Annotated in this window: 12 protein-coding genes; 8 read left to right on the forward strand and 4 right to left on the reverse strand. The window is 60.3% G+C overall.

The genetic code is table 11. From position 1 onward, the window contains the following. The first annotated feature begins 244 nt into the window (after positions 1 to 244). Together H3H55_RS20685 and H3H55_RS20690 are read left to right on the forward strand one after the other, a co-directional pair. Entirely contained in the window at positions 245 to 631 is a 387-nt protein-coding gene (locus H3H55_RS20685; RefSeq protein ID WP_193102081.1) for a VOC family protein, read from the forward strand. A gap of 137 nt (positions 632 to 768) precedes the next feature. After that, the gene (locus tag H3H55_RS20690; protein ID WP_226800329.1) at positions 769 to 1,323 is read left to right on the forward strand and encodes an AAA family ATPase; all 555 of its coding nucleotides are present in this window, start codon (positions 769 to 771) and stop codon (positions 1,321 to 1,323) included. 175 nt (positions 1,324 to 1,498) lie between these two features. On the opposite strand, the gene H3H55_RS20695 is transcribed toward H3H55_RS20690, so the two are convergent. Then, positions 1,499 to 2,077, reverse strand: a complete 579-nt coding sequence (locus H3H55_RS20695) for a hypothetical protein (RefSeq protein WP_226800330.1) — start codon at positions 2,075 to 2,077, stop codon at positions 1,499 to 1,501. A 444-nt stretch (positions 2,078 to 2,521) separates the two neighbouring features. On the opposite strand from H3H55_RS20695, the gene leuB reads away from it, so the two are divergent. From leuB to H3H55_RS20710, 3 genes are all read left to right on the forward strand, one after another. Then, positions 2,522 to 3,616 (forward strand): 3-isopropylmalate dehydrogenase, encoded by a 1,095-nt coding sequence (leuB, locus tag H3H55_RS20700; RefSeq protein WP_193100004.1) that lies wholly within the window; start codon positions 2,522 to 2,524, stop codon positions 3,614 to 3,616. A gap of 229 nt (positions 3,617 to 3,845) precedes the next feature. After that, entirely contained in the window at positions 3,846 to 4,268 is a 423-nt protein-coding gene (locus tag H3H55_RS20705; protein ID WP_193100005.1) for a hypothetical protein, read from the forward strand. Positions 4,269 to 5,108: 840 nt separating this feature from the next. Continuing rightward, a complete protein-coding gene (locus tag H3H55_RS20710; protein ID WP_193100006.1) occupies positions 5,109 to 5,510 on the forward strand; it encodes a hypothetical protein in 402 nt (133 codons plus the stop codon). Between the two features lie 211 nt (positions 5,511 to 5,721). Here the strand turns inward: H3H55_RS20710 and H3H55_RS20715 are convergent, their stop codons facing one another. After that, a complete protein-coding gene (locus H3H55_RS20715) occupies positions 5,722 to 7,182 on the reverse strand; it encodes a surface-adhesin E family protein (RefSeq protein WP_193100007.1) in 1,461 nt (486 codons plus the stop codon). Between the two features lie 269 nt (positions 7,183 to 7,451). Here H3H55_RS20715 and H3H55_RS20720 point away from each other — a divergent pair, with 269 nt between their 5' ends. Next, positions 7,452 to 7,787 (forward strand): hypothetical protein, encoded by a 336-nt coding sequence (locus tag H3H55_RS20720; protein ID WP_193100008.1) that lies wholly within the window; start codon positions 7,452 to 7,454, stop codon positions 7,785 to 7,787. Between the two features lie 78 nt (positions 7,788 to 7,865). Here the strand turns inward: H3H55_RS20720 and H3H55_RS20725 are convergent, their stop codons facing one another. Together H3H55_RS20725 and H3H55_RS20730 are read right to left on the reverse strand one after the other, a co-directional pair. Beyond that, positions 7,866 to 8,369, reverse strand: a complete 504-nt coding sequence (locus tag H3H55_RS20725; protein WP_193100009.1) for a hypothetical protein — start codon at positions 8,367 to 8,369, stop codon at positions 7,866 to 7,868. A 273-nt stretch (positions 8,370 to 8,642) separates the two neighbouring features. Beyond that, positions 8,643 to 9,557, reverse strand: a complete 915-nt coding sequence (locus H3H55_RS20730) for a glutaminase (protein WP_129515502.1) — start codon at positions 9,555 to 9,557, stop codon at positions 8,643 to 8,645. A gap of 219 nt (positions 9,558 to 9,776) precedes the next feature. Between H3H55_RS20730 and H3H55_RS20735 the strand changes: the two genes are divergently transcribed. After that, positions 9,777 to 10,487: a response regulator gene (locus H3H55_RS20735; protein ID WP_129515501.1), complete on the forward strand. Its 711-nt coding sequence runs from the start codon at positions 9,777 to 9,779 to the stop codon at positions 10,485 to 10,487. Between the two features lie 64 nt (positions 10,488 to 10,551). Then, the gene (locus tag H3H55_RS20740; RefSeq protein ID WP_129515500.1) at positions 10,552 to 11,682 is read left to right on the forward strand and encodes an ATP-binding protein; all 1,131 of its coding nucleotides are present in this window, start codon (positions 10,552 to 10,554) and stop codon (positions 11,680 to 11,682) included. Positions 11,683 to 11,718 lie beyond the last annotated feature (36 nt).

Raw genomic sequence — 11,718 nt, forward strand, 5'->3', positions numbered from 1 at the left:
GGCATTTTGCCGCGTCGCGCGGCGGCCTCCGTCATACCGGTGCCCGGTTTCCGCACGGCCGCAATATACTGGCATGCGCTTTATCGACCAACGGTCGGTTGCGGTAGTGCGACGCCGATGTCGATGGTCGGATGCGACTGCTCGCCGCTGCCGGCTTGCCGTTTTCGCGCGGATCGTGCCCGAAGCGACAATGCCCGGCGCGATGCCATTTCATGTCACGTTGCGCCAACACGAGCCACACGTCATGCCAGTTACCGGGTTCAATCACTACAATCTTCGGGCGGATCGGTCGACACTCGATGTGCTCCGCGATTTCTATGTCGACATCGTCGGCTTGCAGGAAGGGTTTCGCCCGCCGTTCAAGAGCTTCGGGTATTGGTTGTATGCGGGCACGCAGGCCGTGCTGCATCTGACGGAAGCGTGGCCGGGCGAGTCGCGCCCGTCAAACGTTGCCAATACGTTTGATCACGTAGCGTTTTCCTGCGACGGTCCCAGCGAAATGGCGCTTCATCTGACCGAGGCCAACGTGGAATTCACGCGTGAGTACGTTCCGCTCACGGGCCAGATTCAGATTTTTTGCCGCGATCCGGCAGGCAATGGCGTCGAGTTGAATTTCGCGCAAGCCGAATGAGCGCGCCGGGCGTTTGCCTTCGCGTGACGCATGCCGCGTTGGGTTTGCGCCGGGGCTGACGTGGGTGGCTCGACCGCGGCATCGAAATCAATGACATCCGGCGATCGGGTCGCGCTGCCGCGACAACGCCGGGCCAATTGACCAGCGCTGCTTCGGCGCTCGACCTGGAGGCAGGGAATTTCATGGCAGTGGTACATATCGTTTTTGGGCCGCAAGGTGCCGGCAAGTCTACTTACGCGCGTACGCTCGCAGTCTCGTCCGGCGCGACGCGTTTCTCGATCGATGAGTGGATGGCACAGCTGTACGGCCCGGATCTTCCGGAGCCGGTTGAATTGAACTGGCTCATGGAGCGAGTGCAGCGCTGCGAGAGTCAAATCTGGCGCACTGCCGAGCAGATCGCGAAAAATGGCGGGAACGTCATTCTGGATCTAGGTTTCATGAAGGCGCGAAATCGTTCGGCGTTTGCTGATCGAGCCAGGGACGCGGGTATTTCGAGTGAGCTGCACTATGTCACCGCGCCGCATGACATCCGCCGCGGTCGTGTTTTGACAAGGAATTCAGAAAAGGGCGAAACGTTTTCGTTTGAGGTTTCGCCTGCCATGTTCGACTTCATGGAAAAGGAATTCGAAGATCCGACGACGCTCGAACTCGCATCGGCAACCGTGTTCAATTCTCATATCCCGGCTGCATGATCGAGCGATCGGGCCGGCGCTTGCTTGTTGGCACGGGTAGCGTGCGGCAGGATCTGGGCCGCTCGGCTCCTGCACGCGAAGGCGGTGCGAGAATGTTTCGAGCGCCCGATTCACGGAAGGTCGACAGTTCGATCGTTTTACGGAGCGTTTGCGGTGGTACCTGTGATCATCTGCGCTAGTGCACCAGATCACAATGAATCTGCAGGCTTTCCGTTGCGTTGCGGTGAATCTGAAACCCTTGCCGTATCAGCGCGGCATGGAGCTCTGCAAGGGCCGAAGCGCATCGCCGTACGCGGCGCCGCTGCCAGAAAGGCGGCGTGAATACGCCCAGCGGCAACATCCGTACGCGACGACCGTTCAAACCAAATGAAACGTCGATATGCGTTCCATCGACATCGTGTCCATTGCTGCCGAAAATATCGGCCAACTCGTCGCATCGGGCGGGATAGAGCACGCGGAACACGCCGATTCCCAGTGCGCGAAACCGGCGACGGGCAAAACCAAGGCTGGACACTTGCGGCTCGTAGCCTCGCGTCAGGATCAGGTTGATCTGCGCGGGCAACTCGGCCTGGATCGCCTGCAGCTTACCGAGGACGCGCGCATCCACGCGGACGTGCCGCGCGGGCCAGCGCGGCCGGATCTGCACACCCGCTTGAACACCGCGAGTCAGCGTCAGCAAATTCAAATGCATCGTCAGGATGTCCGTGAGCGCGATGGGTAATTGGCGCGAGTAATGGAAGGGCGAATGCTCCATTGAGCGTACCGGCGCGTGCCGATTTCGACCTGCAGTCGTGCCCGAGCCCGCTGCTTCAGGAAATCGACCGGCCCGAATAAGTCGTCAACCATTCCTAGGCCAAGGTCCCTGCGCTCCGTGTATTTAAACCAATGCTGGTCGGGTCAGAATATCGAGCGACTAGTGTACGTTGTCAGTTGCTCAGGCGCCTGAACGCTTGCGCTCTGGAAATATAAACTCTCATGCGATTCCTTCGGTACAGCCCGGACGGGCGAGCGCCACGCCACCTTTGACGTCCGAGATCGGCCACAACCGGCCGTTCGGAGATACCCGCAGATCACGTCTGCCGGGTTGAAGGCGATTCGGCCAGCGTGGCATGACCTGTACCGGGATAAATGGTCATCTTTTTCCACGGGGGCACGTCGATTACTCTGGGATTCTTCAATCGACAGAAACTCAACTCAAATGAATCCCAGAATTGCGATTTTACCCGGTGACGGCATCGGTCCTGAAATCACGGCGCAGGCTGTCAAGGTACTCAACGCGCTCGGTTGTCCCTTCGAGCTGGAAGAAGCGCCGGTAGGGGGTTCTGGCTATGCCATCTACGGCCATCCCTTGCCCGAGCGTACGCTCAGGTTGGCAAAATCAGCCGATGCGATTCTCCTCGGCGCCGTCGGCGACGGGCAATACGACAGGCTCGAACGACCGCTGCGGCCGGAGCAGGCCATCCTCGGTCTGCGCAAGCATCTGGCGTTGTTCGCCAACCTGCGCCCGGCGATGCTGTATCCGGAACTGTCAGCCGCGTCGGCGCTCAAGCCGGAAGTCGTTGCCGGCCTCGACATCCTGATCATCCGCGATCTGACCGGCGACGTGTATTTCGGCGAACCGCGCGGCACGCGTTTCGCGCCCGACGGACCGTTCCAGGGTCACGACGAAGGGTTTGACACCATGCGCTACAGCGCGCCGGAAATCGTCCGCGTGGCCCATGTCGCCTTTCGCGCCGCGCAAAAGCGCAGCAAGCGCCTGTGCAGCGTCGACAAGGCCAATGTGCTGGAGACCTCGCAATTCTGGCGCGACACGATGATCAAGGTGGGCAGCGAATATCCCGACGTCGAGCTCTCGCACATGTACATCGACAACGCTGCCATGCAACTGGTGCGCGCGCCGAAGACGTTCGACGTGATCGTCACTGGCAACCTGTTCGGCGATATCCTGTCGGACGAAGCGGCGATGCTGACGGGGTCGATTGGCATGTTGCCCTCAGCATCCCTCGACGTGAACGGAAAGGGCTTGTATGAGCCGTCGCACGGTTCGGCGCCAGACATCGCTGGCAAGGACATCGCGAATCCTCTCGCGACCATCCTGTCTGCGGCAATGATGCTTCGCCATTCGCTGAACCTGCCTGATGAGGCTGAGCGCATCGAGACGGCGGTCAGGCGGGTGCTCGCGCAAGGGCTGCGCACGGCCGACATATGGGAAGCCGGCACGCGCAAGGTCGGAACCAACGACATGGGCAACGCGGTCGCGGCGGCCCTCACGATGCAAGAGGCAGTTTCGTAAAGGCTGTTGTGTGGGCCATGAGGTGTTCGCTCGATCATGCTGCAGCCGGTTTGACGTGTGCTGAATGAATGTCCGTAATTGAGAAACCCGGACGTCCCTTGTGGGGCGGCTACAGCCGGTCGCGACCGGCGGCGGTCGGCCGGGAAGAGACGTTCGCCGCAGTCGTTCGAATCGTTGGCAATACCGGATGAGACGTCGCTCAAAAGTCCAATCTGCAGGGAGGCCACGCGTGCGCCAAGAAAGTGACGTACCTTTGAGTGAGTGTGTGCTCGCGGTTGAGGGGCGCGCCTCACCGACAGTCCTGTTTCAGGTGCAGAGCGCATTTCCAACGGAACGGCCCGCAAACTGCGAGGTTCTGTTTATTTCGTTTGCTTACGCCGACATTCCAATAGGTAGGGTGTTCAACGTTGCCTTTCCGACGGGCATCCCGAAATCTGCGACAAAGACACGCTGCGCCATCGTTGCAGTAACGCAGCAATATGCCAAGCCGTTTGGGGAGGTTCCGCACGGCTGGAAAACGATTTGCCTCGTGGAATTTCCAGAGGGAGTTCCAGAGGTCATTGCATCCCTGCCGATGGTGACCGGGTGGTATGAAAATCGAAAGACCGTGAGCCTTTGCGATGAAAACACCTGGCGGGTGATAGTGGATTGAACGGTTGCTTTACCGCTGCTCAAATGCATCCATCGGGTCGGGTGCCCTTGCCTGCGTCTGGCGGCGGTCGGCGGCATTTCCTGACAATGGACGGGACGTCAGGGAATGGCGACAATTGGGCAGTGTTGGGATCTTGATGCCAAGCGCTCGCAATTGAAAAATGGAAGAACTTCTCGGTGTGTTAGCGCGGTCAGAACTATTTAAGGCTGCCGCGGCGAAGATTGTGGCGGATTACGGCCAAGACGTACCGCCAGCAGTGTTGTATAGCGGACTCGGTCGCACTCTCGCGCGAGAGTTCAATTCATTGTCGCCAACGGAAAGAGCTCAACTCTGCGATGCTGTCGAGGATGCTATGGACTGCGACGAAAGGAGACGTGTGGAACTGGTCGCCACGGGTCTCCTTGAGGCACTGTTCACGGCCTCGGTAGCGCTATCCCGCTGGGACCAGGTCGAGCCGCTTCTAGGGATACGATCAAGAGACTACCTTTCAGCTTGGGTCCGGTGGGGAGAACGCATAGCCCCGGACGGCCGCTTTGCAGGAAGCTGACAGACCGTTTCGGGTCGATGTCGGACGTCGACTTCGCGGAAGCGCATCGTTCGATACCCGTCATGGGCGGGACCGCACCGATAGGCGCAAGAGTTGATTCCGGTCTTGGTCGAAACAGCGGCTGTCTGATCGTGGAGTAGTATTCCCCCATGTCCAAGTTATTGCTCGGCCTCTATGGCGCACAGCCAACTCGTCCGTGACGAGGTCGGCCAGCTCGTCAAAGGGTTTGGAAACGGCTTCAACGATACGTGTGGCGGCGTCGGCCGTGACGACGGCATTGACGGGAAGGCATCATGTCAACCGAGTGGAAGCACCGCGTCAGACTGTTTATCCAGCGTTTCTGGCAGCCGACCAGTGCGTGCATGACCTGCATGCCGGGGAGCTGGGGCAATATCATGAGCCTCGCCCACTGGACCATTGCATTTCATACAGGTCTGCTTACTGGACTCCTGGCTGTACTTTTGACTTTCACGCCTGCGGCGAAACTCTACGCGCATCGATACGGCAATGCGCTGATCGTTGGCGCCCTGACAACGTTGGGTGACGCCTACTCGCACACGAGTCACTACCGTATCCCCTATGTCGAGCACATCGTGACGGGTGCAATTTCAGGTCTCTTGACGCTGGCGGCCTCATATCTCTTCGAAGACCGCGCGCGACGCCTACGGGCGGCATGGGCTCGGGTTTTCGGATAGCTTCTCCTCTGACTTTTTGAACCCACCGGGCTAAACGGAAAGAGGTTCCCCGGTGTGGCTATGTTTCATGAAGCGCATGGACAACGGGAGCTCGCGACCGTTACATGACCCTGCGTCAGGGCGCGGCCAGTTTCGGCCGTTCACCACGGACTCTCGAATCGTTGACAATCTGATTCTCGGATTCATGTGGAAGATGTCATCGCACTGCACTTCATTGCTCGATAGTTACGGAATTGATACGGGTGGTCCATTTCCCAAAGCTGCTCGATTCGCTTTCCGTGACGAGGAAGAAACGAAGCGCCTCCACGTAGTAACCCGAGCGCCGGGATCGATCGTCAGCCATACATTCGACCGGCCACGCGCGACCCGCGAGCGCCGCGTTCAACGTTGCAGCTTCCATGGGCTTTCCAATTCGACAGGTCTCGCCATCTTTGACCAACGTGCCCTGGCGGGAATCTCTCGAGCTGCGTCGATAGTTGAGTGTCGCTCCGTCCGCGAACGCAGATACTGCTGCGCTGAGCTGCTCGGTAACGCTCCCGCTGCTCTCGGGTGTGTTCTCGATCATTCTTGAGCCGAGTTGTACAAACCCGCCGACCGAAGCGCGATCGACATAGAACATTGAGTACGATTCCCGCAGCAACGTTGTACCGTCCGCCTGCGGCCGCAGTTCGATTGCGTCTTCGGACGGAGGGAACTGCGGTGAGGAACTCGTCTTTACCACGGTAGCTTTTGAAAAGCGTGCGACACCGGGTAGTGCCCGGCTGAATGCGGCCGCCGAAGCGCGTACGTCATCGGATATCGGATCGATTTCAATGGCTGGCATCTCCGGCGTTTTCGTCTTCGTGCGAACAACGTCGCCACCGGTTGGCCCGGTGAAATGCTCAGGATCGATGGGTGCACCGCACACGGCATGCGCGACCTGTGCGACCAGTGGATCGGACTCGATCGGAAATGTTGGCGGCGGTGGATCAAGCAGCTTCGTCGCGTCAGTAATTTCGCCAGAGGGTGAAAAGTAGTAGCGAATCGGCACTTGCGCATTTCCGGTCGAGCAATCGAGCGTGATCAATTCACGAATCGAATCGTACGGCGCGCCATAGGGGGGATTGAGTGTGGTCTTCGGATAGTCGACGCGTGCCCAAACTGTTTTCTTCGTTCCGGAATCGCGCACACTTCGCGTATCGATCTGCAACAGCGTATTTCCATCTCCGTTGCCGAGGTTGACGAGACGCTCCCGATGCAATGGAAATGCGCATATTGCGTTCAGCCTCGCACGGTTGAATGAGGGCTCGCTCGCCGACCTGAACACCGCTTGCTTGTAGGACCTGGAGCCGCTCTCAAACAGGCGGAGGAATTTGCCATTTCGATAGGTATCGGTCAACAACTCGCGTTCGCGCCGTGCCGCGCAATCGAATTCCATGAGCGATGTTGCTTGAACCGTATAGTCGCGGACTGAAACGCCACCGCGCTCCATGCGATAGACCGGACCTTGCTCGGCGAGGTAGACGTGGTCACCGAGGCGAATGGCGGACTCCGGCAGATACGTCAGGGTGGCATCCGTCGGTAACGGCGTCCAGTTCGCCGCTGTCGCACTACCGGATAAGCCGGCAATGACCATCGATAACGGAATCACGGCAATGTGCAAGCGGCGGGAAACATCGAGCTTTAAAAGCATATATTGGAGTAAAGGTGGCGCGTCTGGTCTTGTTTACGGCGACACGTATATTACCCCCACGTCATCGTCTAGGAACGATGTCTAATCGATTTTCGGATCATGTACGAATTTTTGCGAAATTCGAGTGCCCGCTTCGGAGGAATTTGAGAGACGGTTCTGGCGCGTCGACGGAAGTTGTACACCGGATGACGGTCGGCCAAAACCTATCATTCGACATCGATGGCTAGATCGTTGACAATTGACGCGAAAGCAAAACTATCGAGGAAACGATGCGTTTGTGGGCGAAGGCCGACCTTCAGGCGTTGGCAAGCATAGAATCGGTCTTGATCCTTGGGTTGACGGACGGTGTTTTGCTCATCCGCTACTTCTCGTTTTCGAATCGTCAAGTCGAAGGTGATCACTGGTATCCAACCGTGGACGAGGCCAAGAGGGATGCTGAGCAAGTCTATGGCGTTCGGTCGACTGCTTGGCTGGCTATGCCTGACGAGAGAGATGAACTTTACCAACTGAGCGTAATGCCGATCGCTGGTTACGCCTTCGATGCGGAAAATGCGGAATGGGTTCCATCGGAATCCATCGATTGCTCCCCGAAATCAAGGGATTAAATTAAGCAGGGGGCGGCCAATTTCGGTCGCCTGTGCCTGCTGTAGAATTCACCTGGACGCCCACACACGAATAAATGACTAGTGGTCGGTGTCTGCCCATACATGGACCTGCTTGCCGCCGTTATGGAGCAGCGCCGATCTGAGCAAGCCGAGTCCTTTCAGCCGAAAGAACAGCGCAAAGTAAGCTTGTTCAAGCGCTTCCCAAGTGTCGTATTGTTCAACGACGCCATCCCCGCCTTTGCAGTAAAGGCTTCCTTTCGATTCACCCGCCAGTGGTGCAGGAGTCCACCTGCCAATCAACGGTGCCTTCCATCGCGCCCCTTTGATCGATCTCAGCGCCGGTTGGGGCACTGTTGTTTCGGGCAGAAATGTCAGCAACCGCCGATCGTGATCGTCAACGTACAGTCGGCCGCACGACGTGCATTGATAGCAGTGCCGCACGAATGACTGATCGATCTCGCCACGTGATCGAATCGATTCGGCAAAGTCTTCCCAGTCCTCGTCAGCCACTATATGACCCTTGTTGGCGAGGTAATCGGTTTGGTCGACGATGATCGCGCCGCAAACACAGCTGATTTTCATCGGTATGCACCTGAGTTAGTCAAATTGCACCTCACCGGACAAACTGGACTCTACTTTGACAACGGCTTAGACGTAGCGCAAACAGCACGGCGACGAGGATGGTGAACCAGATTCAGGAGTGAAGATATTTCGGAATGACCCCTTGAGGCACGAGTAGCTGACTACTATGGGGGCGATCGCTGCTAAAAGACGAATTCTCCGTTCAGTGAGCCAATGCGGGCCGAATTGATCGGTCACCATTGCAACGAACGAGTCGCGCCTGACTTCACCCCCTCAAAAAATCGACCGCCCCGTATAAGTCGTCAACCACTCCAACGCCAGCGTCCCCGCCAACGAGTTCCCGTTCGCATCGAGCCCCGGCGCCCACACGCATACAGCCATCTCACCAGGCAGCACCGCAACGATCCCGCCACCCACGCCACTTTTCGCCGGCAACCCGACCCGGTACACGAAATCCCCCGCCGCATCGTACGTACCGCAAGTCAACATCAGCGCCGACAAGCGTTTCGCGGAACTCGAATCGACCACCCGCTCGCCGGTCGCCGGCGCGACGCCACCATTCGCAAGAAACAGCGCGGCGCGCGCGAGCTCGACGCAGTTCATCGTGATCGCGCACTGGCGGCAATACGCATCGATCACCGTATCGGGTGGCATCTGCATGTTGCCGAAGCTCGCCATGAAGTGCGCCATCGCGCGGTTGCGCTCCGCGTGCTGCAGCTCCGACAGCGCGACGCGCGAGTCGTAGTCGATATCGGTGGTGCCGATCAGCCGCCGCACGAATTCGACGAGCGCCGTCTCGGCCTTCACGAAGCGGCGGCACAGCACGTCGGTGACGACCAGCGCGCCGGCGTTGATGAACGGATTGCGTGGCTTGCCGCGCTCGCTTTCGAGCTGGACCAGCGAATTGAATGCGTTGCCGGACGGTTCGCGGCCGACCCGTTCCCACAGTGCGTCGCCCAGCATCTGGAACGCGAGCGTGCACGCGAACAGCTTCGAGATGCTCTGGATCGAAAAGCGCTCGTGCGCGTCGCCGACCGTGTAAACATGTCCGTCGAGTGTCACGACGGCCATCCCGAACTTGTCGGCGGGCACTTTCGCGAGTTCGGGAATGTAGTCGGCGACCCGCCCCTGGCCAATCCAGGGGGCGAGTTCGGTGTGGATGCGTTCGAGGATCGATTGGTAATTCATGACATCAGGCGGGTAGGTGCGCGGCCCGGATTCCGGCGAGCCCGTATGGAACCGTTTCGGCGCCGATTCGTCAAGCGCGCCCAGCATCGCGCCCTTATTTTTGAGACCGGCAAACGGACGAGCGGCAGGCGCAGTATCATGCGGTACGTTTCGGCCGATGGCCGGTGCCCGGCACCGGCCGGCGCCGCCGTGGCTTCCCCGATGAACCGACCGCTGCCCATGCCTTTTCGCATCCTGCTCGTCGAAGACGACACCCGCCTGTCCACGCTGATCGCCGGCTACCTGCGCAAGAACGACTATGAAGTCGACACTGTGCTGCACGGTGACGCCGCGGTGCCGGCGATCCTGTCCATTCGCCCCGATCTCGTCATTCTCGACGTGAACCTGCCGGGCAAGGACGGCTTCGAGATCTGCCGCGAGGCGCGCAAGCAGTACGACGGCGTGATCATCATGGTGACGGCGCGCGACGAGCCGTTCGACGAACTGCTCGGCCTCGAGTTCGGCGCGGACGACTACGTGCACAAGCCGGTCGAGCCGCGCATCCTGCTCGCGCGAATCAAGGCGCAACTGCGCCGCGCACCCGTTCGCACGACCGAGAGCACCGCGTCGCAGCCCGAGCGCTACGCGTTCGGCAAGTTCTCGATCGACCGCACCGACCGCACCGTCGTGCTGCCGGACGGCAGCACGCCCGATCTGACGTCGGCCGAATTCGACCTGCTGTGGGCGCTCGTGTGCCATGCGGGCGAGGTCGTCAGCCGCGACGACCTGATGCTGCAGTTGCGCGGCGTCGAATTCGACGGCCTCGACCGCACGATCGACGGGCGCATTTCGAAGCTGCGCCGCAAGCTGCGCGACGACGCGAGCAACCCGCAGCGGATCAAGACGATCCGCAGCAAGGGTTATCAATTCAGCAAACACGCGTGGGAATGACGCCGCCTTCGTGCGACGCCGTCACGTCCCGCGCGGGCATTCCGCCCGCTAGACGGGAACCACGATGATCCGACGAACCCGTTCGCACCCCGATGCACCGCCGCTGCCGACGCTGCGCTACGTCAAATGGCGCTGGCTGCATTTCCGCCGTGCGTGGACCGATACGCGCGCCGACCGCATCCCGAGCTGGTCGCGCCTTTATGTGCGCACCTACCTGCATCTGCTCGGCCTCGTGCTGCTGACCGCGCTGGTGCCGGCGCTCGCGCTGTGCGTCGAATTGTCGCCGCAGGTCGTGTGGCATTCGTTCGACTCGCTGCCGGGCGACATCTGGATCGTGATCGCGTTCGTGTTCGCCGCGCCCGCGCTCGCGGCCTACCGGTGGATGCGGCCCGTCTGGTCGGATCTCGTGATGGTGCGCGAACGCGCGATCGACTTCACCGGCGGCCGCTTCAACACGCGCGCGCGTGAATCGCACAGCGTGATCATCGGCCCGCTGGCGCGCACGCTGAACGCGCTCGCGATGCGCATGGAGCGGCTGATCGCCGCGCAGCGCGATCTCACCAACGGCATCTCGCACGAGCTGCGCACGCCGCTCGCTCGCGTGCGCTTCGCGCTGGAGATGCTGCGCGAGCCGGCTTCCGCGGCCGAATACCAGGGTGCGCTCGAGAGCATCGCGCAGGACGTGACCGAGCTCGAGGAATTGATCGACATGAGCCTCACGTTCGCGCGGCTCGAATACAGCTCGCTGCAGTCGAACCTCGAGATGACCGCGCCCGTCGCATGGTTCGAACACCAGATCAAGGACGCGCAGCTGCTGTATCCGGAGCGCACGATCGAGTCGCGCATCGCGCTCGAGTCGGACCTGCGCGTGAAGATGGACCGGCGGCTGATGTCGTATGCGATGCGCAACCTGCTGCGCAACGCGAGCAAGTATGCGCAATCGCGAATCGTCGTCGGGATCTCGCTCGTGCACGGCAACATCGGGATCTTCGTCGAGGACGACGGCCCCGGCGTGCCGGAGCAGGAGCGCGAACGGATCTTCGACGCGTTCGTGCGCCTCGACCGCCGCACCGGCGGCTACGGGCTCGGCCTGTCGATCACGCGGCAGGTGCTCCATGCGCACAACGGCCGGATCGCGGTCGTCGATCCGGTCGAGCTCGGCGGCGCGCGCTTCGAGATCAGCTGGCCGGTCTAGCGAGTCGCTGCACGAGGCCGAAGCCTCGGCAGCAAC

It is taken from the genome of Burkholderia sp. Z1 (assembly GCF_014893795.1).
GTDB classification, from domain to species: domain Bacteria; phylum Pseudomonadota; class Gammaproteobacteria; order Burkholderiales; family Burkholderiaceae; genus Burkholderia; species Burkholderia theae.